Source organism: Streptomyces sp. NPDC030798 (assembly GCF_055572275.1).
The window spans coordinates 39098-62029 of the sequence record NZ_JBVIDR010000025.1; the positions used below are offsets into that span (position 1 = coordinate 39098).

Below are 22932 nucleotides of genomic sequence, written 5' to 3' on the forward strand. Positions count from 1 at the left end.
CCAAGGGGCGCCCTTCGCCGTGTCTCACGTGCCGCGGCGCGGGGCCGGCGGCAGCGCTGCCGCCGGGACGTAGTGCATGCCGGTGTCGTGCTGCCGCCCGAGTGTGCCGATGCGCTGCCACTGCGGCTGCTGCTGGCCGCCGCTGTGGCGGGCGCTGTACGCCCCGGCGCTGTAGGCGCTGTACGAGCTCGAGCGGTACGAGCCGCTGCTGTGCGGGGCGATCCCGAAGGGACTGAACCCCAGCTCCTCCTCACCGCTGCGGTCCCCGGGCAGCGTACGGAAGCTCTTGACCCACTCCGCGTAGAGCGAGTCGTAGATCGGCGTGGCCGATGGCCCCGCGGTCGCCTCCTGCCCCGTCCGGGCGGACGGGATGGGGGAGAAGGCGGGCCGGCGGGGAGGAGGAGTGTCGTATGTGTGCACGTATGTCCAAACGACGGCAGCGCGGAAGAGATGCGGCCGACGACGCTTTTGGGGGCGCGGGGAGCGGCGTGAATCACGTCCCCGCGAGCGGCAGCGCCGCCGCGACCAGCTTGCCGTTCGCCGCCGCCTTGTCCAGTGCCTCCCGGAGCAGGTCCTCGCGCGGCTGGCGGCCGATCGAGCCCACCGGCGCCGCGAACATCAGCACCTGCTGGTGCTTGTTGGCGGCGGCCCGCCAGCTGTCGGTCACCTGCAGTGGCTGGTGCGCCTGCCACCAGGCCACCGGCTGCCCCCCGTCGGCCCCGGGCTGGAGCACCGCGTGCAGCTGCCCCACGGCGAGCAGCACCGACCAGCCGTGCAGCACCGACGGCACGGACACCAGCTCGGTCACCGGCATGAAGCCCTGCTCGATGAGCAGCGGCAGGAAGTCGTCGCCGGCCCCGGTGGAGCCGGGGCGCACGATCGGCGCGGTCGGCTCGACCACGAGCGCCGGGTGCAACTCGCCCTCGATCAGCACGAGTCCGCTGGTCACGCCGAGCACGGCCTGCTCGGGCACGGCGCCCCGCGCCCCGCCGGCACCGGCCACGTCACCGCCGATCGAGCGGACGGCGCCCTGCAGTTGCTCCTCGGTGACCTGCACGACCTGCGAGGGCAGACAGCCGGCGTGGGCGAAGGCGAGGACGGCCGTCTCGTCGCCGACGAACAGAACGGTGCTGGTGCGCTCCTGCTCGGAGTCGCCCGGGGTGCGGCAGGACGTGCAGTCGTAACTGCCCGGGGCGTTCTCTCCGGCGAGCAGCCGGTCGGCTTCTTCGTCGCCGATCTCGGCGCGTACGGCGTCACTGACGTCGAGCATGCGCGGCACGGTGGCTCCCTCGGAATGCGGTGCTGGATCGGCCGGGTGGCTCCCGGCCGATGAGCCCCCGGGTTTTCGGGCTCATGAAGAAGACAACGGACGTCCTGTGGTGGGGGTCACGCCCCGAGGCGAACGGAATCGAACCATCCACCGCACAGGGTCACGATCGGTGCGGAATCGGCCACTCACGGTCAAGTACGCGCGCAGTCAAGGAACTTGAATGGGTGAAGTGAGTCACAGATCGGCCGGACGAGTGGTCGAAAAATCGTGAAATCAGGGCATGAAAAGGCTGGCCGAAAATCGCCGATACCTGAGGTAACCGCGAACTGGCCTGGAGCGACGGGCAGTTGGTTGCTGCCGGACGCCCCACCTCCCTAGATTCCTCCGCCGTGTGCAACGAGCACCGCTCGGGTACGTCCGCCGGCCGGCACAGGCATCGCACGATCGCCGCACCGGCCGCGGCGGACGGGGCGGGCGCGACCGCACCACGGCCTGCGTGGGAAGGCGCGTCCCGTCCGGGGGAGCCCGGGTTCGTGGAGAGGGAACTACATGTCCGAGTGTGCCGATACCACCCGCAGCACCCCGTCCGACGACAGCGCCCGCAAGGGCCGTACGACGGCCGTCCTCGCCGGAGCCGCGCTGCTGGCCCCGCTGGGGCTGCTGGCCGCGACCGGCAACGCCGCCGCGGCGGACACCGGGGTGTGGGACCGCATCGCCCAGTGCGAGAGCGGCGGCAACTGGCACATCAACACCGGCAACGGCTACTACGGCGGGCTCCAGTTCTCCGCCGGCACCTGGCGCGCGTACGGCGGCACCGCCTACGCCCCGACGGCCGACCAGGCCTCGCGCGGCGCCCAGATCGCCGTCGCCACCAAGGTCCAGCGCGCCCAGGGCTGGGGCGCCTGGCCGGTCTGCTCGGCCCGCGCCGGAGCCACCGGGGCCGCGCCCGCGGCCGATGCCTCCGGCACGGCGGCCAAGAGCGGCGCGACGACGAAGTCCGCCCCGGCGAAGTCCGCGCCCAAGGCGCCGGAACGCCCGGCGACCCACACCAACCGCAGCGCCACCCGCGGCGACTACACCGTCCGCGAGGGCGACACCCTGAGCCTCGTCGCCGCCCGGCACGGCACCACCTGGCAGCGGATCTACGCCGCCAACAAGAAGGTCATCGGCGACGACCCGAACCTGATCGTGCCCGGCCAGCGTCTCGCGCTCTGAGCGACGGCCCTCGCGCCGGCGACAGCCGCTGTCCGCAGTTCAGGACAGCGGCTGTCCGCATCCCCTGGCAGACTCGCCCCATGTTGGAGACCTCGGCACGTCTGCTGCGTCTGCTCTCGCTGCTCCAGGCCCACCGCGAGTGGTCCGGCTCCGAACTCGCCGAGCGGCTCGGCGTCACCCCGCGCACCGTACGGCGGGACGTGGACCGGCTGCGCGAGCTCGGCTACCCGGTCAACGCCAGCCCCGGCACCGGTGGCGGCTACCAGCTGGGCGCGGGCGCCGAACTGCCCCCGCTGCTGCTGGACGACGACGAGGCCGTCGCCGTCGCCGTGGGCCTGCGCACCGCCGCCGGACAGGGCATCGAGGGCATCGGCGAGACCTCCGTACGGGCCCTCGCCAAGCTGGAGCAGGTGCTGCCGGACCGGCTGCGCCGCCGGGTGGGCGCCCTCAACGCCTTCACCGTGCCGATGCTGCGCGGCGGTCCGCCGGCCGGCGCCGTCGACCCGGCCCTGCTCACCGAACTCGCCCACCTGTGCCGGGACGCCGAGCGGCTGCGCTTCGCGTACCGGAGCCACGAGGGCACGGAGAGCCGCCGTACCGTCGAACCGCACCGGCTGGTGTGCACCGAGCGGCGCTGGTACCTGGTCGCCTGGGACGTGGACCGGGAGGACTGGCGCACGTTCCGCGTCGACCGCATCACGCCCAGGCCGCCGCACGGCCCCCGCTTCACCCCGCGCGAGCCGCCCGCCGAGGACCTGGCCGCTTATGTCTCGAAGGGCGTCTCCACGCAGGCGTACGCCACGCACTCCGCCGTCCGCCTGCTGGTGCCGCTGCACGAGGCCGCCGAGCGCGTCTCACCCTCCGCCGGGACGCTCGAGGCCGACGGCGACCACGCGTGCGTCCTGCGCAGCGGCGCCGGGAACCTCGAGGTGATGGTCGTGCACATCATGATGATGGGCTTCCCGTTCGAGGTGCTGGAGCCCGTCGAGCTGACCGAGACGATCAGGACCGTTCGGGACCGGCTTGATGCCGCTTTGGCTCGGGCTGCGGCACCTGCGCCGCGTACTTCGGGTGGTGCAGGTCGAACGCCGGCGCCTCGGAGCGGATCCGGGGCAGGGTGACGAAGTTGTGCCGGGGCGGTGGGCAGGAGGTCGCCCACTCCAGGGAGCGGCCGTAGCCCCAGGGGTCGTCCACCTCGACCTTCGCGCCGTGGTGCGCGGTCTTCCAGACGTTGTAGAGGAACGGCAGGGTCGACAGCCCGAGCAGGAAGGCGCCGATGGTGGAGACGGTGTTGAGCGCGGTGAACCCGTCGGCGGCGAGATAGTCGGCGTACCGGCGGGGCATGCCCTCGGCGCCCAGCCAGTGCTGCACCAGGAACGTGGTGTGGAAGCCGACGAACAGCGTCCAGAAGTGGATCTTGCCGATCCGCTCGTCCAGCATCCTCCCGGTGAACTTCGGCCACCAGAAGTAGAAGCCGGCGAAGACCGCGAAGACCACGGTGCCGAAGACGACGTAGTGGAAGTGGGCGACGACGAAGTAGGTGTCCGTGACGTGGAAGTCCAGCGGCGGCGAGGCCAGGATCACCCCGGTCAGACCGCCGAACAGGAACGTCACCAGGAAGCCCGTCGACCACAGCATCGGCGTCTCGAACGACAGCGAGCCCCTGATCATCGTCCCGGTCCAGTTGAAGAACTTCACGCCCGTCGGTACCGCGATCAGGAACGACATGAAGGAGAAGAACGGCAGCAGCACCGCTCCGGTGGCGAACATGTGGTGCGCCCACACCACCATCGACAGTCCCGTGATCGCCATCGTCGCGCCGACCAGGGTCAGATAACCGAAGATCGGCTTGCGGCTGAACACCGGGATGATCTCCGTGATGATCCCGAAGAACGGCAGCGCGATGATGTACACCTCGGGATGCCCGAAGAACCAGAACAGGTGCTGCCACAGCAGCGCCCCGCCGTTGGCCGCCTCGAACACCTGCGAGCCGAGCCGCCGGTCCGCCTCCAGCACCAGCAGCGCCGCCGCCAGCACCGGGAACGCCAGCAGGATGAGGATCGAGGTGAACAGGGTGTTCCAGGTGAAGATCGGCATCCGGAACATCGTCATGCCCGGCGCGCGCATGCCGATGATCGTGGTGACGAAGTTGACCGCGCCGAGGATCGTCCCGAAGCCGGACAGCGCGAGCCCCATGATCCACAGGTCGGGGCCGATGCCGGGGGAGTGCGCGGTGTTGTTGAGCGGCGCGTAGGCGAACCAGCCGAAGGCGGCCGGGCCGTCGGGCGTGAGCAGCGAGCCCAGCACGATCAGCCCGCCGAACAGGAACAGCCAGTACGACAGCATGTTCAGCCGCGGGAAGGCCACGTCCGGGGCGCCGATCTGCAGCGGCATCAGCTCGTTGGCGAACCCCGCGAAACTCGGGGTGGCGAAGAGCAGCAGCATGATCGTGCCGTGCAGCGTGAACAACTGGTTGAACTGGTTGTTGCTGATGATCTGCAGCCCCGGCCGGGCGAGTTCGGCGCGCATCAGCAGCGCCATGATTCCGCCCGCAAGGAAGAAGGCGAAAGAGGTGATCAGATACAGGTGGCCGATCTTCTTGTGGTCCGTGGTGGTGAGCCATACCACCACCAGCCGGCCGACCCGCCGCCCGCCGTGGACTCCCGCTGACGTCGCCCGTACGGTCTCGGTCCCCATCGCTCGCCGCCCTTCGCACCTCGCGCCCCGGGCCCGCTGCAGCCCGCGGCACGCGTACCCGCGAGCTGACGCCCATGATGCGCGCCGGGGCGCGCGGCGCACCAGGGGGATACGGCGATTGTGTGCTGAATCGGTGAATTTCCCATGCGGCGTCAGCCGGCCCGGGGGCGCTCCGGATTCCGCGCGGAATCCGACCACCGGCTCTCCTGGGGCGCGTTTTCCGGCCAGAAATTCGAAGGGGTGCTCCGACCCGCGGGAATTCTGTTCGATTACCCCGGCGAGTCGTCCGGAAACCCACGAGCGAGTGAGGAGTTCGGTGCCCTCGCGTGTCGGGAACCTGTGACAGAAGTGTGACCGGAGAGGAACCCGGCGGGTGCGCCGCAGGGTCCGGCTTCCGTCGTCGCCCGCCTGCGCCTAGCGTGGCCGCATGGCACCCATTCCCACTCCGTCAGCGGAGCCGAAGGACAGTCCGGAGGGGTACGTCGGCCTCGACGCCCCGCATGCCGAGCGGCTCGCCCGGGAGCGCGGGTGGTCGACGGTACGGTCGCTGCCACCGGGCGCGATCATCACCATGGAATACCGGGTGGGGCGGCTCAACTTCGAGGTACGGGACGGCCGGGTGGCCCGCGCCTGGAAGGGCTGACCCCGGCGGATCGGCTCCGTGCAGTCCGAAGGCCCCGCTCCCTGGACCGGGATGCGGGGCCTTCGGACTGCGGGGGCCGGGATGTGCGTACCGGGGCCCCGTCCGGTGGCGGACCGTCAGGTCAGTGGACGGGCCGGCTGGGAGGCGCCGCGGGGCAGCCGGTCGGCGTGCGGCGGGCGGCGGCTGCCCACCGGGGTGACCGGGGTGCGCTCGGAACGGACCGCGCGCGAACCGGGCGCCAGATGGACCGGTGCCCGGGTGCCGCGCCCCGGCGACACCGGCTCGCGCGCCGGGGTGTGCCGCTGCTCGGCGGGCACCGCGCGGGGCTTGAGGACCACCGGGGTGACGGGCACGGCCGGCGCCGGCACCGTACGGCCGCGGCGGGAGCGCCAGCGGTCGCGCAGGTCGAACAGCGCGGTCTCGGCCCTGGCGATCAGTGGCTCGCACCAGGGCAGGGCGAGCAGGATCAGCAGGCCCGCGGCCCAGCCCAGCAGCACGTCGCTCAGCCAGTGCGTACCGAGGTAGACGGTGGTGAGGCCGACGCCGAGCGAGGTGACCGCCGAGATCGCGGACAGCCAGCGGCGGGCCCGCGGGGTGGAGGCCAGATACGCCAGAATCCCCCAGGTCACCACGGCGTTGGCGGTGTGGCCGCTGGGAAATATATCCCCGCCCATCCCCATCTCGTTCGAGCCGATCGCCGTCGCGTAGTGCGGACCGAGCCGTCCCATGCCGTACTTGGCGGCACCGACCGTGATGTTCAGCAGCAGCAGCGAGGCGGCCAGGGTCAGCAGGGGACGCAGGGTGTGCTGCCGCCAGGAGCGCCAGCCGAGCCAGGCCGCGACCATCACGGCGGTGGGGCCGCGCTGGCCCAGCACCACGTAGTAGTCGAGGAAGGCGTGGATCTGCGGCCACTGCTGGTACGGCCGGAAGAACATGACCTGCCAGTCGAGCCGGACCAGCCAGGAGGTGATCACCACGGCCCACACGATCGCCAGGTAGAAGGCGAGGGTCGCGGTGAACAGCACGACCCGGTGCCGGCTCATCCTGGGCACATCGATGTGAGCCGGTCGTTCCGGCTCACGGTCCAGTCTGGCGAACACCCGGTCCAGACGCCGGGTGAGGTTTCGTTCGGTACGCACCCAATCGACGTTACAGCGAGTGAGCTCAGTTCCCGGTCGAAACAGCGGCTTTGTGATGACGATGTGATGTGGGAAACCTCTCAGGAGTGGCCAGAATTACCGGGATTCCACAATCCTGTGAAGCTGCTTGATGCAATTCCTTTGATCATGCCGGGTGTTGTTTATATCGGCCTTATGAATGCGTTCACCGGTGCATGGGTTGGAATTATCCGGAGCGTCATCGGCCGTGGGAGCGGCCGACGGCGCGGCTCACGGCGGCCCGGAGCCGTTCAGCCAGAACGCCCCGTACACCGCCGACGCCACCGCCACACCCGCGGTGACCAGCGCCGATCGCGGCGTCCGCAGCCGGGCCAGGGCGCGGGCGAGCGGGAAGAGCACCGGGAAGGCCGGCATCAGCAGCCGCGGTTTCGAGCCGAAGTAACTCGACGCGCACAGGGCGAGGGCGAGGACGACACCCGTGTACACCAGCAGCGCCAGAGGCTGACGCTGCCGTACTCCGGTGACGTACAGCCGGATCAGCAGCGCCACGCCGAGGATCAGGCCGGCGCCGGCGAGAGCCGACGGAAAGGACGTGAACATGGCGGCCACGAAGCGGGCGAAGGCGTACCCGCCGTCGAACCCGTTGCGCCATCCGGCCTGCACGTCCAGATATCCCAGCGGCCCCCTGCCCGTGTGCCACCCGACCCACAGCACATAGCCGGCCGCGCCCAGGGGAGCGAGCAGCAGCCCGAGCGCCCGGCGCCAAGCGGGGGCACCCGGCGCGCTGTTCGCTTCTGGGGCGCGTGATGACAAAAGGGCGCCTGAGGCCGATGAGGCTAGGGGGGCGCCATCGGGCGACTCGGGGGCGCCAGTTGGCTCGTGAGCGCCCTCCGCGCCCTGCGTGCGTCGGTCGTGCACGAAAGAGAGCACGCCCGTCACCCCCACCGCCGCGACCACCGCGAGCCCCACGGGCCGGGTCAGTCCCGCCAGGGCCGCCAGCAGTCCCGCGCCGAGCCACCGGCCGCTCAGCACCGCGTACAGCGACCACGCGGCCAGCGCCGTGAACAAGGACTCGCTGTAGGCCATCGACTGCACGATCCCCACCGGCAGCGCCGCCCAGAGCAGTACCGCGAACAGGCCCGTCCGGTGCCCGTACAGCCGCTCCGCGACCGCGAAGATCCCCCCGGCCGCCGCGAGCGAGGCGAGCAGGCTGACGACGAAGCCGGCGTCCGCGTACGACAGCGGCGCGACCGCGTGCAGCAGCCGCTCCAGCCACGGCAGCAGCGGAAAGAAGGCCAGGTCGGAATGGACGTCGCCGTTCGGCAGCCGCACCTCGTAGCCATAGCCCGGGCCGGCGACGCGCGCATACCAGAGGGAGTCCCACCGCGCGGTCAGCAGCGTGTACGCGCTCTTGCCGCGCGCGGCGCTCCACACGGCCAGCACGGCCAGGCCCAGCGCACGGACGGCCGCGTACCCGAGAAGGGCCGGGGCCGCCCGGCGCAGAAGGGGGGCGCGGGGTGCTGCCACGCGCGTCGCAAGGTCGGTCACGGGCTCGATTATCGACAGGAGCGGGAACCGGGCAGGTCGCCGGGGCGTGGTCGAGGACGGACGAAGTGGCGTACGCCACACGGGTTCGGTCCCGCGTGTGAGAGGTCCGCCACGCGTCCGCGCGGCGAACTCGCGTACGCTGACGAGTCACCCGCGTGGGTTTGCGCGGGCCGGAGACGCCGCTCCTCTCCGGCCGTACGACGGGGAGTCCCCACCCCGCCGATCCGCCGCACGCGAGGGATCATCTGGGAGGTACGTACATGTCCGGGACGACCACGGCTGCCGTTCGGCTGCGCCGTCGGGCGGCCGGGGCCGGTGCCAACCGCTGGGTCGTGCTCGTCGTCCTGTGCGTCAGCCTGCTGCTCGTCGCCGTCGACGCGACCGTGCTGCACGTGGCGGTCCCCGCCGTCACGGAGGACCTCCGGCCCGGCGCCATAGAACTGCTCTGGATCGTCGACACCTACCCGCTGGTCTGCGCCTCGCTGCTGATCCTCTTCGGCACGCTCGGCGACCGGGTCGGCCGCAGACGCATCCTGCTGCTCGGGTACGCGCTCTTCGGCGTCGCCTCCGCCGTGGCCGCCTTCGCGCAGTCCGCCGAGATGCTGATCTTCGCCCGCGCGCTGCTCGGCGTCGGCGGTGCGATGATCATGCCGGCGACCCTGTCCATCCTCCGCCAGGTCTTCCCCGACCGGCGCGAGCGCGCGCTGGCCATCGGGATCTGGAGCGCCGTCGCCGCCGTGGGCGCCGCGGTCGGGCCACTGCTCGGCGGCTTCCTTCTGGAGCACTTCTGGTGGGGCGCGGTCTTCCTCGTCAACATCCCGCTGATGCTGGTCAGCCTGCCGGTCGGGCGGATGCTGCTGCCCGAGTCGCGGGGCGAGGGCGACGGTCCCTGGGACGTGGCCGGTGCGCTGATGGCGGCCGGCGGCCTGTTCGGCGTGGTCTTCGGGGTGAAGCGGCTCGGCGGGGCCGAGCCGGTGGCGAGCCCGCTGACCCTGGTTCCGCTGCTGGTGGGCGCGGCACTGCTCGTCCTCTTCGTCCGGCGGCAGGGCGGGCGCCCGCACCCCCTGGTGGACCTGAGCATGTTCCGCCGGCCGGCGTTCAGCACCTCGGTGGGCTGCATCGTGCTGGCGATGCTCGCGCTGGTGGGCCTGGAACTGATCGCCGCGCAGTACCTGCAGCTCGTCCTCGGACTCTCCCCGCTGGAGACGGGCCTCAGACTGCTGCCCCTGACCATCGCGGCGATGGCGGCGGGCCTCGCGGGCGCGCGGATGCTGCGCCGGTTCGGGCCGCGCCGCATGGTCTGCTTCGGCTTCTGCCTCACCGCCGCGGCGGTCGTCACGCTGACCGCGATGGGCGCTGCCGACGACCCGCCCCTGCTGCTCGCCGGCTTCGTGCTGCTCGGCTTCGGCCTGGAGACCACCCTCTTCGGGGCCTACGAGTCGATGCTGAGCGAGGCCCCCGCGGGCCAGGCCGGCGGGGCGGCGGCGATCGGCGAGACCTCGTACCAGCTCGGCGCCGGGATCGGGATCGCGCTGCTCGGCAGTGTGATGAACGCGGCCTACGCGCCGGGTCTCGCCGGGGTGCCGGGCGTCCCCTCGGGCGCGTCGGCGGCGGCGGGCCACTCGCTCGGCGAGGCCTACGAGGTCGCCGGGCGGCTGGGCGGAGCCCCCGGCGCCGCACTGCGCCGGGCCGCCCGTGAGTCCTTCGTGCACGGGCTGCACGTGACCCTGCTGGTGAGCGCCGGCCTGTTGCTGCTGGGCGCGGCGATGGCACTGCGGCTGCCCCGGGTCATGAGCTGCGGCGAGGAGCCCCTCGAGGTGGGCGTGCCCTCCCCGCGCGAGGCCGAGAAGCCGAGGGTCTCGGCCTGACCCCCGCTCTGGACGTGCGGCGCACCGCACCGTAACGTCGGCCGCAGAATCGTAACTAGCGCTGCTAATTTATTGGCGGCGCCCGCAACGCCAGTAGCCGTGTTCCGGAGGGTGTTCCATGTCCGCGTCCGCGAAGTTGCCCCCGTTCGACGCCGCCGACCCGCTCGGGCTCGACGACCTGCTGGATGCGGAGGACCTGGCGATCCGGGACACGGTCCGCGGCTGGGCTGCCGACCGCGTGCTGCCGTACGTCGCCGACTGGTACGAGAAGGGCGAGCTGCCCGGCATCAGGGACCTCGCGCGGGAGCTCGGCGGCATCGGTGCCCTCGGCATGTCGCTCACCGGGTACGGCTGCGCGGGCGCCACGGCCGTGCAGTACGGCCTGGCCTGTCTGGAGCTGGAGGCCGCCGACTCGGGCATCCGCTCGCTCGTCTCGGTGCAGGGATCCCTCGCCATGTACGCGATCCACCGGTTCGGCAGCGAGGAGCAGAAGCAGCAGTGGCTGCCGCGCATGGCCGCCGGCGAGGTGATCGGCTGCTTCGGCCTCACCGAGCCCGACCACGGCTCCGACCCCGCCTCCATGCGCACCCACGCCAAGCGCGACGGCGACGACTGGGTGCTGAACGGCCGCAAGATGTGGATCACCAATGGATCGGTCGCCGGGGTGGCCGTCGTCTGGGCGCAGACGGAGGAGGGGATTCGCGGCTTCGTCGTCCCCACCGACAGCCCCGGGTTCTCGGCCCCCGAGATCAAGCACAAGTGGTCGCTGCGCGCCTCCGTCACCAGCGAGCTGGTCCTGGACGACGTACGGCTGCCCGCCACCGCCGTCCTGCCGGAGGGCGCCGGCCTGCGCGGACCGCTGAGCTGTCTCTCGCACGCCCGCTACGGCATCGTCTGGGGCGCGATGGGTGCCGCGCGCAGCAGCTTCGAGGCGGCGCTGGACTACGCGAGGACCAGGGAGCAGTTCGGGCGGCCCATCGGCGGCTTCCAGCTCACCCAGGCCAAGCTCGCCGACATGGCGGTCGAACTGCACAAGGGAATCCTGCTCGCCCATCATCTGGGGCGGCGGATGGACGCCGGCCGCCTGCGTCCCGAGCAGGTCAGCTTCGGCAAGCTCAACAACGTCCGCGAGGCGATCGAGATCTGCCGTACGGCGCGGACGATCCTCGGTGCCAACGGGATCTCCCTCGAATACCCCGTGATGCGGCACGCGACCAACCTCGAGTCGGTGCTCACCTACGAGGGCACCGTCGAGATGCACCAGCTCGTGCTGGGCAAGGCGCTCACCGGGCTCGACGCCTTCCGGTGAGCACCGGGCGAAGGCAGGGCCGGTGCGCGGCCCTGCCTCAGCTCTGGTTGAAGAAGCCGTCCTCGCGGCGGGAGGCGGGCTCGCCGCTCACGATCTCCGTGTTGGACGGCGTCAGCAGGAAGACCCGGTTCGCGACCCGCTCGATCGTGCCGCGCAGGCCGAAGGTCAGTCCGGCCGCGAAGTCCACGACGCGCTTGGCGTCGGCGGGCTCCATCGCCGTGAGGTTCACGATGACCGGGACGCCGTCCCGGAACAGCTCGCCGATCGCGCGGGCGTCCCGGAAGCTGTCCGGGGTGACCGTGCCGATCCGGCGGCCCTTCTCCTCGGCGGTGTCCGTGGCCACCTTCACCCGGGGGTCCGTGACCCAGGCGTCCCCGGACTCGGTGCCCTCGGAGTAGTCGTCGTCGTAGTAGCGCTCGTCATCGTTGTCGTCGACGAGGCCGAGCCACGCACTCGCCTTGCGTACCGATCCCATGGACGCCTCCTCTCACAGCGGTCTTTCTTGCTTCCGCATCCCTATGGTCATCCATGATGCGGACGGCGCGCCAAGTGAATAGACGCCGCGCGGGGGGTTTGTGACGGTACTGGTGCACAGCCGATCCGTCGAGAGTCCTTGTGCCCCAAGGGCCGCAACTCATACAGCTGCTGACTGAGAGTGAAATATGATAGTCATCGGCGGATGGGTGACGCACGGGGCGTCCGGGTGAATCCGCCACGGGGGATCGACGTGTTCGGAATCGTCAGACCGTGCGGTCATCGGCTCGGGGAGAGCCTCAAAGCCCAGTGGATGGCCCACTTGTGCGGGCTGTGTCTCGCCCTGCGCCGGGATCACGGACAGTTCGCTCGTATCGTAACGAATTACGACGGACTTCTCATATCGGTATTGACGGAGGCTCAGGCGGGCATGGTGGGCGGAGCCCGGCGCACCGCCGGGCCGTGCGCCCTGCGCGGGATGCGGACGGCGTCCGTCGCCCAGGGTGAGGGCGCCCGGCTCGCCGCCGCCGTCTCCCTGGTCCTCGCCTCCGCCAAGGTGCGCGACCATGTCGCCGACCGCGACGGACTGATGGCCCGCCGGCCGGTGGCCGCCGCGGCGCGCCGGGTCGCGGCGGGCTGGGGGCGGGCCGGCGCGCACAGCGGCTCCGCCGTCGGCTTCGACACCGGTGTCCTCGTCGACGCCGTCGACCGGCAGACCGGCATCGAGGCCCTGGCCGGACCGGGCACCCCGCTGCTGACCGTCACCGAGCCGACCGAGACGGCCACCGCGGCCGCGTTCGCGCACACGGCGGTGCTGGCCGGGCGGCCGGACAACGCCGAACCGCTCGCGGAGGCCGGCCGCCTCTTCGGGCGCCTCGCGCACCTCCTGGACGCCGTGGAGGACCGGCACGCCGACGCGCTCTCGGGAGCCTGGAACCCCCTCACCGCCACGGGCACCCCGCTCACCGAGGCCCGCCGGCTCGCCGACGACGCCCTGCACGGCATCCGGCTCGCGCTGCGCGAGGCGGAGTTCGCCGACGGCCGGCTGGTCCATCTGCTGCTCGCGCACGAACTGCGGCGCTCGGTGGACCGGGCGTTCGGCACCCTGCCGACGTGCGCGGCGCACCGGCCGGGGCCCCAGGAGCCGGGGCTGTACGGAACGGGACCCCAGGCGCCGGGCCCCTACGGACCGAGTGGCCCGTACGGGCCGTACGCGCCGCAGAAGCCCAAGGCGCCGCGCGGGTTCCTGGCCGGCTGCGGGGCGTTCCTCGCGCTGTGCTGCACGTGCCGGATGTGCTGCGCGGACGAGTACGAGGGCCCGTGGTCCCGGAAGAAGCGGGAGGGCTGCTGCTCCGACTGCGACTGCGACTGTCCGTGCGACGGCTGCGACGGCTGCGACTGCTGCTGCTGTCCGTGCGACGGCTGCTGAGCGGCTCCCGCCGTCACGCGCGAGTGCCTGATCCGGTGTCAGGCGCTGCTGCGTCCGGGTGGTTCAAAGCTTGACGGCCGAAAGGCGCCCTTGTGCCGACCGGCCGTTCGGCCGAATACTCCCCCTCAGCGCTTGTCAGGGGCATGAGTGTTCGGGAATCCCCGGCGCGTTCCCTGGCTGCGCCTCACGGGCCCCGACCCCACGCGGGCCCCCGACTTCCCCTGGGAGGGAACGAAAAGTGAGGATCAAGCGCACCACTCCCCGCAGCGGCACCGCAAGACGGACCCGGCTGATCGCCGTGGCCACCGGATTCCTCGCCGCGGCAGCGTTCGCCGCCCCCACCGCGAACGCGAGCGACGGCGCCGCGTTCAGCGCCAACCAGCTCACCAGGGCCAGCGACTCCGTCCTGAAGGCCGACGTACCCGGCACGGCCTGGGCCGTGGACAGCCGGACGAACCGGGTCGTCGTCACCGTCGACAGCACGGTCTCCAAGGCCGAGATCGCCCGGATCAAGCAGCAGGCCGGCACCACCGCCGGCGCGCTCACCATCAAGCACACCCCCGGCAAGTTCAACAAGCTGATCACCGGCGGCGACGCCATCTACGGCGGCCAGTACCGCTGCTCGCTCGGCTTCAACGTGCACAGCGGCAGCACGTACTACTTCCTGACCGCCGGCCACTGCGGCCAGGTGGCCTCCACGTGGTACAGCAATTCCAACCACACCACCGTGCTGGGCACGAACGTCAGCTACAGCTTCCCGGGCAACGACTACGCCCTGGTGCGGTACACCAACTCCTCCGTCGCGCACCCGAGCGCGGTCGGCAGCCAGACCATCACCCGGGCCGCCACCCCGTCCGTGGGCACGACCGTCTACCGCCGCGGCTCCACCACGGGCACGCACAGTGGCCGGGTCACCGCGCTGAACGCCACCGTCAACTACGGCGGCGGTGACATCGTCTACGGCCTGATCCAGACCACCGTCTGCGCCGAGGGCGGCGACAGCGGCGGCCCGCTGTACTCCGGCACCACGGCCTACGGCCTGACCTCCGGCGGCAGCGGCAACTGCAGCAGCGGCGGTACGACGTTCTTCCAGCCGGTCACCGAGGCGCTGAGCGCGTACGGCGTGAGCGTCGGCTGAGATCTCCCTTCCGGGCGACGCATGAGCGGGGCCCCCGCACGCGAGCTGCGTGCGGGGGCCTTCCGCCGCCCCTGGTGCGAAAGAGTTCTGGCGGGGCGTCAGGGGCGAGATCAAGCCAGCGGACGCCGTCACCGTCCGCAGAAGGCTACTCGCCCGTAGTATTTGCGGTGCGAATTCCCTGGGATGACTGCGAACGGTCAAGAGGGGAGGGGCGCGGAAGGAGCGCGCAAGCCCTCTCCACGCGCGTCCTGAAGTCGACCTTGTGTGCTCCCTGTGCGGTTCGGAAGAGTGGGCGCCCGTCAACCAGCCTTCCGGTCCGCGCAGTCCCCACAACTCGCGGGCCGACCCCCCACAGGAGGACGTGAGTTGAAGCACCGACGCATACCCCGGCGCCGGGTCGCCGTGGCCGGCGCGGGAATCGCCGCGCTGGTCGCCGCGGGGGTCACCTTGCAGAATGCGAACGCCAGCGAGCCCGGCGCGAGCACGGCCCAGCCGCGGGTCCTGTCCGCCCCGGCGGCCGGAAAGCTCGCCTCGACGCTCATCGAGAGCCTCGGTCCGGACGCGGCCGGCAGCTACTACGACGCCCGGGCCAGAAGCCTCGTCGTGAACGTGCTCGACGCCACCGCCGCGAGGACCGTCGAGGCGGCCGGAGCGAAGGCGAGAGTCGTCGCCCACTCGCTCGCCGAACTCGACAGCGCCCGCACGACGCTGAAGCAGGACGCCACCATCCCCGGCACCTCGTGGGCGACCGATCCGGTCACCGACAAGGTCGTCGTCACCGCCGACCGGACGGTGTCCGGGAACGAGTGGAGCAGGCTGAGCAAGGTCGTCGACGGGCTCGGCGGCAAGGCCGAACTGAAGCGGTCCCCGGGGGAGTTCAAGCCCTTCATCGCCGGCGGTGACGCCATCACCGGCTCGGGCGGGCGCTGCTCGCTCGGCTTCAACGTGGTCAAGGGCGGCCGGCCGTACTTCCTGACCGCGGGGCACTGCACCCAGGCCATCTCCACCTGGTCGGACTCCTCGGGCGGCGTCATCGGCAGGAACGAGCAGTCCAGCTTCCCGGGCAACGACTTCGGCCTGGTGAAGTACACCGGCGACACCGCCCACCCGAGCGAGGTCGACCTCTACAACGGCTCCGCCCAGAAGATCACCGGTGCGACCGAGGCCACGGTCGGCATGAAGGTCACCCGCAGCGGCTCCACCACCCGGGTGCACGACGGCACGGTCACCGGTCTGAACGCCACCGTGAACTACTCGGAGGGCACGGTCAGCGGACTGATCCAGACCGATGTGTGCGCCGAGCCCGGCGACAGCGGCGGCTCGCTCTTCTCGGGCGACCAGGCCGTCGGCCTGACCTCCGGTGGCAGTGGCGACTGCACCTTGGGCGGGGAGACCTTCTTCCAGCCGGTCACCGAGGCGCTGTCGGCCACAGGTACGCAGATCGGCTGAGTCTCCGGCTCCGCCCTTCGCACAAGGAAGCCCCGCCCCGGGTCCCAGGGGCGGGGCTTTCCGGTGTTTGCGCAGGTCAGTGACTGCCGCGCGGGTGTCGTACGGATGTTCGAGAATGGGGGTATGGTGGGGGTGGGGAAATTGGGAACTGATGTTCGAGAGCCGGTCGGGGCTCACGAGAACGGGAGGTGCGTTGCCGGGCTTCGCGCATCTGCACACCGTCTCCGGGTTCTCCCTGAGGTACGGCGCCTCGCACCCGGAGCGGCTGGCCGAGCGCGCCTCCGAGCGGGGCATGGACGCCCTGGCCCTGACCGACCGCGACACCCTCGCCGGCGCCGTCCGCTTCGCCAAGGCCTGCGCCGGGTCCGGCGTCCGTCCGCTGTTCGGGGTGGACCTGGCGGTGGCGGAGGCGGAGCTGCCGCACCGTGAGAGGCGCCGCACCCCGGTGCGCGGCGGTGCCTTCGTCGACGAGTCGACCCCCCGGGTGACCTTCCTCGCCCGGGACGGCGCCCGGGGCTGGGCCGATCTGTGCCGGCTCGTCACGGCGGCGCACGCGGGCGAGGGCCCGCCCCTGCTTCCCTGGTCCGGCAACAGCGGCGACGGCCTGACCGTACTGCTCGGGCCGGGGTCCGACGTGGGGCGCGCCCTCGCCGCGGGGCGCCCCGACCGGGCCGCGAAGCTGCTCGCCCCCTGGCGCGAGGTCTACGGCGACGCGCTGCGGCTGGAGGCCGTCTGGCACGGGCGCGAGGGCACGGGCCCCGGCTCCCTGCGGCTGGCCGCCCGCACCGTCGGCTTCGCCGCCGAGCAGTGCGTCCGGCCGGTGCTCAGCAACGCCGTCCGCTACGCCGACCCGGGCCAGGGTCCGGTCGCCGACGTCCTGGACGCCGCCCGCCGGCTGGTGCCGATCGACCCGCGCAAGGAACTGGACTCCGGCGAGGCCTGGCTGAAGGACGCCCAGGCCATGCTGCGGGTCGCCGAGCGGATCGTGGAGGCGGCCGGCTACCGGCGCGACACCGCCCACCGGCTGCTGGAGCAGACCGGGGCCACGGCCGCCGAGTGCCTGGTCGACCCCGAGGACGACCTCGGCATCGGCACGGTCCACTTCCCCGAGGCGCACCTCGTCGGCGCGGGCCGCCGCACCGCCCAGCGGGCACTCGCCTCGCGGGCCGCGGCGGGGATGGTGCGGCTCGGCCACGGCGGCCGGCGCGCCTACTGGGAGCGGATGCACCACGAGCTGGACATCATCGCCCACCACGGCTTCGCCTCGTACTTCCTGACCGTCGCCCAGGTCGTCGACGACGTACGGAAGATGGGCATCCGGGTGGCCGCCCGCGGGTCCGGCGCCGGGTCGCTGGTCAACCACCTCCTCGGCATCGCGCACGCCGACCCGATCGAGCACGGGCTGCTGATGGAGCGGTTCCTGTCCAAGGAGCGGGTGGTGCTGCCGGACATCGACATCGACGTGGAGTCCGCGCGCCGCCTCGAGGTCTACCGGGCGATCATCGACCGGTTCGGCACCGAGCGGGTGGCCACCGTCTCCATGCCCGAGACCTACCGGGTCCGGCACGCCGTGCGGGACGTGGGCGCCGCCCTGTCCATGGACCCGGCCGAGATCGACCGCGTGGCCAAGTCCTTCCCGCACATCCGGGCCCGGGACGCCCGCGCCGCGCTGGAGGAGCTGCCCGAGCTGAGGCGGCTCGCCGGGGAGAAGGAGAAGTACGGCAGGCTCTGGGAGCTGGTCGAGGCGCTCGACGCGCTGCCGCGCGGCGTCGCCATGCACCCGTGCGGGGTGCTGCTGTCGGACGCCTCGCTGCTCGCCCGTACGCCGGTGGTGCCGACCAGCGGCGAGGGGCTGCCGATGTCGCAGTTCGACAAGGAGGACGTGGAGGACCTCGGGCTGCTCAAACTGGACGTGCTGGGCGTGCGGATGCAGTCGGCGATGGCGCACGCGGTCGCCGAGGTGGAGCGGGTGACGGGGGAGCGGGTCGACCTGGACGCGGTGGCGCCGGGCGACCCGGCGACGTACCGGCTCATCCGGTCCGCCGAGACGCTGGGCTGCTTCCAGATCGAGTCGCCGGGCCAGCGGGACCTGGTGGGGCGGCTGCAGCCGAGCACCTTCCACGACCTGGTCGTCGACATCTCCCTGTTCCGTCCCGGGCCGGTCGCCGCCGACATGGTGCGACCATTCATCGAGGCCCGGCACGGGCGGGCACCCGTCCGCTACCCGCACCCGGACCTGGAGCGGCCGTTGAAGGAGACGTACGGGGTCGTCGTCTTCCACGAGCAGGTCATCGACATCGTCGCCGTCCTGACCGGCTGCGGGCGCGGCGAGGCGGACCGGGTGCGGCGGGGGCTGTCCGACCCGGAGTCCCAGGGTCGGATCAAGGTGTGGTTCGCGCAGGCCGCGGCGGCGAACGGGTACGACGCGGAAACGATTCGGCGGACCTGGGAGATCGTCGAGGCGTTCGGGTCGTACGGCTTCTGCAAGGCGCACGCCGTCGCGTTCGCCGTACCGACCTACCAGTCGGCCTGGCTGAAGGCGCATCACCCGGCCGCCTTCTACGCCGGGCTGCTCACGCACGACCCCGGGATGTACCCCAAGCGGCTGCTGCTGGCGGACGCGCGGCGGCGCGGCGTGCCGATCCTGCCGCTGGACGTGAACGCGTCCGGGGTCGCACACAGGATCGAACTGGTGTCTGAATCGCCTCGGGTGTGGGGACTTCGGCTCGCCCTCTGCGACGTGCACGGCATCAGCGAGGCGGAGGCGCGGCGGATCGCGGACGGACAGCCGTACGCCTCCCTGCTGGACTTCTGGGAACGGGCCCGCCCGAGTCGCCCGCTCGCCGGACGGCTCGCCCAGGTGGGCGCGCTGGACGCGTTCGGCGCCAACCGCCGTGATCTGCAACTGCACCTGACCGAGCTGCACCGGGGCGCCCGGGGCGGAGGCGGCGGCCAACTCCCGCTCGCCGGCGGCCGGAGGACCGCCTCGGCCGGCCTGCCCGACCTCTCCCCGGCGGAGCGGCTCAGCGCCGAGCTGGGCGTGCTGTCCATGGACGCCTCGCGCCATCTGATGGACGACCACCGGGAGTTCCTGGACGAGCTGGGCGTGGTCTCGGCACGGCGGCTGCGCGAGGCCCGGCACGGGGAGACCGTGCTGGTCGCGGGCGCCAAGGCGGCCACCCAGACCCCGCCGATCCGGTCCGGCAAGCGGGTCATCTTCTCCACGCTGGACGACGGCACGGGCCTGGTCGACCTCGCCTTCTTCGACGACTCCCACGACGCCTGCGCGCACACCGTCTTCCACTCCTGGCTGCTGCTGGTGCGCGGCGTGGTGCAGCGGCGCGGCCCGCGCAGCCTCAGCGTGGTGGGCTCCGCCGCCTGGAACCTCGCGGACCTGCTGGAGGTGCGCCGGGAGGAGGGACTCGACGGGGTCGCGGCCCGCCTCGCCGAGCCGCCCGGCGACGCCGGGGACGGCTCCGCGCCGGGGGGCGGCGGCGGTCCGTCCCGGGCCCGGGTCGCCGGTTCGGACGGACTGCCCGCACCGGCCGGCTCGGCTGCCCCCGACCCGATGGAGGGCCGGCGGATCCGCATGCCCACGGGGTACGAGATGCACCCCTGGGCCGATCTGCGCCCCGCGGGCGAAGGGCCCGCGGTGGGAAGGAAGTTGTGGCACCAGAGTCCGGGGAGTGCGGGATGACCATCCTCTGCGTACGTTTCCAGCTGCCGCCGGCGCACGAGGCGGCCCTGCCCGGGCTGCTCGGGCTGCTGGAGGACTTCACCCCGGTCGTGCAGGCACTGCCCCCGGACGGGGCACTGGCCGATCTCCGGGGCGCCGAGCGGTACTTCGGGCGCAGCGCCGTGGAGCTGGCCTCGGTGATCCGGGTCCGGGCCCTCGCCCGGTACGGCGTCGACTGCGCGATCGGCGCCGGGCCGGGCCCGATGCTGGCCCGCGTGGCGCTGCGCGACGCCCGCCCCGGGGTGACCTGCGCGGTGCCCGAGGAGCCGGACGCCGTCGCGGAGTTCCTCGCCGGCCGGCCCGTGTCCGCGCTGCCCGGCGTCGGCACGGCGACCGCCCGTACCCTGTGCGAGTACGGCCTGGACACCCTGGGCCTGGTCGCCACCGCGCCGCTGTCCACGCTCCAGCGGCTGATCGGCGCGAAGGCGGGGCGTGAGCTGCGCGAGAAGGCGAGCGGCGTCGACCGCGGCCGGGTGGTGCCCAACGCCGTCTCCCGGTCCCTGGTCGCCGAACGCCCCTTCGACCTCGACGAGCTGGACCCCGACCGGCACCGCAGGGCGCTGCTGTCGGCCGCCGAGGAGATCGGCACCCGGCTGCGCGCGGTGGAGAAGGTCTGCCGCACCCTGACCCTCACCGTCCGCTACGCCGACCGCTCCTCCACCACCCGCAGCCGCACCCTGAGGGAACCGACCGCGCACTCCGCCGCGCTGACGAAGGCGGCCTACGGCATCTACGAGACCCTGGGCCTGCAGCGCGCCCGGGTCCGCGCCCTCGCCCTGCGCGCCGAGGGCCTCGCCCCCGCCGACCAGGCCTCCCACCAGCTCACCTTCGACCCCGGGGACGAGAAGGTCCGCCGTATCGAGGAGGTCGCGGACCGGGCACGGGCGAAGTTCGGGCCCCGGGCGATCATCCCGGGCACCCTGGCCGCGGTGTGCGCCCTCAGTTGGCCCACGGCGGCGTGAGGAGCGTGCCGTCGGCCAGTTGCGCGGTGAGGCCCACGGAAGTGGTGACCCAGGAGACGGCGGTGTGCTCCGCAGGGTTCTCCACGGCCAGGGTGGCCCCCGGGTTGACGATCACGGTGTCCCCGGCGGAGATCCGCTCGGTGTGGCCGTCGAGAGTGATCAGCAGGTCGCCGACGAGCAGATGGAAGATCTCCTCCCGGTTCACGGTGTGCGAGGGCGCCTTGGTCCCGGGCGGGATCTCGCCGCGCCAGGCGCACAGTTCCCTGCTGCCGGTGAGCGGGGTCGCGTAGGAGACGAAGCGGGCGCCGTGGATCTCGTGGGACACGGCCTCGTGGGAGCGGACGACGGGCATGGCGGGTTCTCCGTTCAGCAGGCCAAGTGGTCAAGTAGCTTGACCATATAGTCAAGCAGCTTGACCATCACGTCAAGGGTGTTTCAATTCCTCCGTGCACAACTCCGACGCCATGGCCCTGTCCGCCGCCCTGCTCGCCGCGGCGGGCGATCTCACGCAGCGCATCCACGCGGGGGTGATGGCGCGCGGGTTCGCGGATCTCCGGCCCGCGCACGGGTTCGCCTTCGCCCGGCTCGCGCCGGACGGTGCCGGTGTCACCGAGCTGGCCGCGCATCTCGGGGTCACCAAGCAGGCGGCCAGTCAGCTGGTGGAGGAGATCGTGCGCAAGGGGTATGCCGAGCGGCGCCCGCATCCCGGGGACGCGCGGGCCCGGCTCGTGGTGCTCACCGAGCGGGGGTGGGCCTGCACCCGGGCGGCGGAGGAGGCGGCCGCCGAGGTGGTGGGGGAGTGGGCCGAACTGCTCGGGGAGCGGGAACTGCGCACGCTGCGAGACGCTTTGACCCGCATCGCCCCCTACGGTCCGATCAGGCCCGCCTGGTGACGTTTCGACAGCGTGTGCGCAAACCTCTGATTATCACTGGAAGTTTTTACTGACGCGTAACTTCACACTTGCACTACTCGCCCGTAACTTGACGAGTGAACAGCATCCTCGTGATCCGGATCACAGGGTTAGGCCGTCGCACCTCCCTTGAGCCGCAAGGAGATCACACGATGCTGCCCTGGAAGCGAGTGATAAGACCCCTCGCCGCGCTGCTCCTCACCGCCGCCGTCGCCGTCGTTCCCGCCGCCACCGCCCAGGCGTCGACCGCCCCCAGCTCCGGCTGGAACGACTTCTCCTGCAAGCCCTCCGCCGCCCACCCCCGCCCCGTCGTCCTGGTCCACGGCACGCTCGGCAACTCCGTGGACAACTGGCTGGCCCTCGCCCCGTACCTCAAGCACCGCGGCTACTGCGTCTTCTCCCTGGACTACGGCCAGTTGTCCGGCGTCCCCCTGTTCCACGGCCTCGGCCCCATCGACAAGTCGGCCGAACAGCTCTCCGTCTTCGTCGACCAGGTGCTCGCCGCCACCGGCGCCGCCAAGGCCGACCTGGTCGGCCACTCCCAGGGCGGCATGATGCCCCGCTACTACCTGAAGTTCCTCGGCGGAGCCGCCAAGGTGAACAGCCTCGTCGGCCTCGCCCCCGACAACCACGGCACCGACCTGGACGGCCTGACCCACCTGCTGCCGTACTTCCCCGGCGCCGCCGACCTGATCAAGGCCTCGACCCCCGGCCTCGCCGACCAGATCACCGGCTCCGACTTCCTCACCAAGCTCAACGCCGACGGCGACACCGTGCCCGGCGTGCACTACACGGTCATCGCCACCCAGTACGACGAGGTGGCCACCCCCTGGCGCAGCCAGTACCTGAGCGGGCCGGACGTCCACAACGTCCTGCTCCAGAACCTGTGCCCGCTCGACCTCTCCGAGCACGTGGCCATCGCCCTGTTCGACCGCATCGCCTTCCACGAGGTCACCAACGCGCTCGACCCGGCCCACGCCACCGCCACCACCTGCGCCTCCGTCTTCAGCTGACGTACCGCCGGGGGGGGGGGGGGGGGGGGGGGGGGGGGGGGGGGGAGGGGTGAGGGGGGGGGGGGGGGGGGGGGGGGGGGGGGGGGGGGGGGGGGAAGAGGGGGGGGGGGGGGGGGGGGGGGGGGGGGGGGGGGGGGGGGGGGGGGGGGGGG

The 22932-nt window shown here is 72.2% G+C and carries 19 protein-coding genes; 12 read left to right on the forward strand and 7 right to left on the reverse strand.

Annotated features, from left to right (window positions below):
• Positions 1-24: 24 nt before the first annotated feature.
• The gene (locus tag ACZ404_RS35995) at positions 25-420 is read right to left on the reverse strand and encodes a hypothetical protein (protein ID WP_468447449.1); all 396 of its coding nucleotides are present in this window, start codon (positions 418-420) and stop codon (positions 25-27) included.
• 73 nt (positions 421-493) lie between these two features.
• Complete coding sequence (locus tag ACZ404_RS36000; RefSeq protein WP_468447451.1) at positions 494-1279, reverse strand: hypothetical protein; 786 nt, start codon at positions 1277-1279, stop codon at positions 494-496.
• A gap of 540 nt (positions 1280-1819) precedes the next feature.
• Here ACZ404_RS36000 and ACZ404_RS36005 point away from each other — a divergent pair.
• Positions 1820-2485 (forward strand): transglycosylase family protein, encoded by a 666-nt coding sequence (locus ACZ404_RS36005; RefSeq protein WP_468447453.1) that lies wholly within the window; start codon positions 1820-1822, stop codon positions 2483-2485.
• 80 nt (positions 2486-2565) lie between these two features.
• A complete protein-coding gene (locus ACZ404_RS36010; RefSeq protein WP_468447455.1) occupies positions 2566-3606 on the forward strand; it encodes a helix-turn-helix transcriptional regulator in 1041 nt (346 codons plus the stop codon).
• Here ACZ404_RS36010 and ctaD read toward each other — a convergent pair.
• Positions 3488-5182 (reverse strand): aa3-type cytochrome oxidase subunit I, encoded by a 1695-nt coding sequence (gene ctaD / locus ACZ404_RS36015; RefSeq protein ID WP_468447457.1) that lies wholly within the window; start codon positions 5180-5182, stop codon positions 3488-3490. The genes ACZ404_RS36010 and ctaD overlap by 119 nt on opposite strands.
• Before the next feature lie 427 nt (positions 5183-5609).
• On the opposite strand from ctaD, the gene ACZ404_RS36020 reads away from it, so the two are divergent.
• The gene (locus ACZ404_RS36020) at positions 5610-5825 is read left to right on the forward strand and encodes an I78 family peptidase inhibitor (protein WP_468447459.1); all 216 of its coding nucleotides are present in this window, start codon (positions 5610-5612) and stop codon (positions 5823-5825) included.
• 116 nt (positions 5826-5941) lie between these two features.
• On the opposite strand, the gene ACZ404_RS36025 is transcribed toward ACZ404_RS36020, so the two are convergent.
• Positions 5942-6964, reverse strand: coding sequence for a phosphatase PAP2 family protein (locus tag ACZ404_RS36025; protein ID WP_468447461.1), 1023 nt, complete (start codon positions 6962-6964; stop codon positions 5942-5944).
• Positions 6965-7213: 249 nt separating this feature from the next.
• Entirely contained in the window at positions 7214-8491 is a 1278-nt protein-coding gene (locus tag ACZ404_RS36030) for a glycosyltransferase family 39 protein (RefSeq protein ID WP_468447463.1), read from the reverse strand.
• Positions 8492-8751: 260 nt separating this feature from the next.
• On the opposite strand from ACZ404_RS36030, the gene ACZ404_RS36035 reads away from it, so the two are divergent.
• Both ACZ404_RS36035 and ACZ404_RS36040 read left to right on the forward strand, forming a co-directional pair.
• The gene (locus ACZ404_RS36035) at positions 8752-10359 is read left to right on the forward strand and encodes an MFS transporter (protein ID WP_468447465.1); all 1608 of its coding nucleotides are present in this window, start codon (positions 8752-8754) and stop codon (positions 10357-10359) included.
• 118 nt (positions 10360-10477) lie between these two features.
• Entirely contained in the window at positions 10478-11668 is a 1191-nt protein-coding gene (locus ACZ404_RS36040; protein ID WP_468447467.1) for an acyl-CoA dehydrogenase family protein, read from the forward strand.
• A 37-nt stretch (positions 11669-11705) separates the two neighbouring features.
• Here ACZ404_RS36040 and ACZ404_RS36045 read toward each other — a convergent pair whose 3' ends face one another.
• Complete coding sequence (locus ACZ404_RS36045; RefSeq protein WP_468447469.1) at positions 11706-12143, reverse strand: cell division protein SepF; 438 nt, start codon at positions 12141-12143, stop codon at positions 11706-11708.
• A gap of 252 nt (positions 12144-12395) precedes the next feature.
• Between ACZ404_RS36045 and ACZ404_RS36050 the strand changes: the two genes are divergently transcribed.
• From ACZ404_RS36050 to ACZ404_RS36070, 5 genes are all read left to right on the forward strand, one after another.
• Positions 12396-13571, forward strand: coding sequence for a DUF5685 family protein (locus tag ACZ404_RS36050; protein ID WP_468447493.1), 1176 nt, complete (start codon positions 12396-12398; stop codon positions 13569-13571).
• A 238-nt stretch (positions 13572-13809) separates the two neighbouring features.
• Positions 13810-14709 carry a S1 family peptidase gene (locus tag ACZ404_RS36055; RefSeq protein WP_468447471.1) on the forward strand — a complete coding sequence of 300 codons (900 nt, stop codon included), beginning with the start codon at positions 13810-13812 and terminating at the stop codon, positions 14707-14709.
• Positions 14710-15075: 366 nt separating this feature from the next.
• Positions 15076-16158, forward strand: a complete 1083-nt coding sequence (locus ACZ404_RS36060) for a S1 family peptidase (protein ID WP_468447473.1) — start codon at positions 15076-15078, stop codon at positions 16156-16158.
• Positions 16159-16351: 193 nt separating this feature from the next.
• Entirely contained in the window at positions 16352-19855 is a 3504-nt protein-coding gene (locus ACZ404_RS36065) for a DNA polymerase III subunit alpha (RefSeq protein WP_468447475.1), read from the forward strand.
• Complete coding sequence (locus ACZ404_RS36070; protein ID WP_468447477.1) at positions 19852-20856, forward strand: DNA polymerase Y family protein; 1005 nt, start codon at positions 19852-19854, stop codon at positions 20854-20856. Before ACZ404_RS36065 ends, ACZ404_RS36070 begins: the two co-directional genes overlap by 4 nt.
• Here ACZ404_RS36070 and ACZ404_RS36075 read toward each other — a convergent pair.
• The gene (locus ACZ404_RS36075; RefSeq protein WP_468447479.1) at positions 20834-21208 is read right to left on the reverse strand and encodes a cupin domain-containing protein; all 375 of its coding nucleotides are present in this window, start codon (positions 21206-21208) and stop codon (positions 20834-20836) included. The genes ACZ404_RS36070 and ACZ404_RS36075 overlap by 23 nt on opposite strands.
• A 94-nt stretch (positions 21209-21302) precedes the next feature.
• Between ACZ404_RS36075 and ACZ404_RS36080 the strand changes: the two genes are divergently transcribed.
• Positions 21303-21749: a MarR family winged helix-turn-helix transcriptional regulator gene (locus tag ACZ404_RS36080; RefSeq protein ID WP_468447481.1), complete on the forward strand. Its 447-nt coding sequence runs from the start codon at positions 21303-21305 to the stop codon at positions 21747-21749.
• Positions 21750-21919: 170 nt separating this feature from the next.
• Positions 21920-22780 (forward strand): esterase/lipase family protein, encoded by an 861-nt coding sequence (locus tag ACZ404_RS36085; RefSeq protein ID WP_468447483.1) that lies wholly within the window; start codon positions 21920-21922, stop codon positions 22778-22780.
• Positions 22781-22932: the final 152 nt, after the last annotated feature.

Bases quoted from the DNA above. Each gene is read 5' to 3' on its own strand.
- ACZ404_RS36005 (WP_468447453.1), top strand. From the start codon at position 1,820: ATGTCCGAGTGTGCCGATACCACCCGCAGCACCCCGTCCGACGACAGC.
- ACZ404_RS36020 (WP_468447459.1), top strand. From the start codon at position 5,610: ATGGCACCCATTCCCACTCCGTCAGCGGAGCCGAAGGACAGTCCGGAG.
- ACZ404_RS36040 (WP_468447467.1), top strand. From the start codon at position 10,478: ATGTCCGCGTCCGCGAAGTTGCCCCCGTTCGACGCCGCCGACCCGCTC.
- ACZ404_RS36075 (WP_468447479.1), bottom strand. From the start codon at position 21,208: ATGCCCGTCGTCCGCTCCCACGAGGCCGTGTCCCACGAGATCCACGGC.
- ACZ404_RS36070 (WP_468447477.1), top strand. From the start codon at position 19,852: ATGACCATCCTCTGCGTACGTTTCCAGCTGCCGCCGGCGCACGAGGCG.
- ACZ404_RS36010 (WP_468447455.1), top strand. From the start codon at position 2,566: ATGTTGGAGACCTCGGCACGTCTGCTGCGTCTGCTCTCGCTGCTCCAG.
- ACZ404_RS36045 (WP_468447469.1), bottom strand. From the start codon at position 12,143: ATGGGATCGGTACGCAAGGCGAGTGCGTGGCTCGGCCTCGTCGACGAC.
- ACZ404_RS36085 (WP_468447483.1), top strand. From the start codon at position 21,920: ATGCTGCCCTGGAAGCGAGTGATAAGACCCCTCGCCGCGCTGCTCCTC.
- ACZ404_RS36035 (WP_468447465.1), top strand. From the start codon at position 8,752: ATGTCCGGGACGACCACGGCTGCCGTTCGGCTGCGCCGTCGGGCGGCC.
- ctaD (WP_468447457.1), bottom strand. From the start codon at position 5,182: ATGGGGACCGAGACCGTACGGGCGACGTCAGCGGGAGTCCACGGCGGG.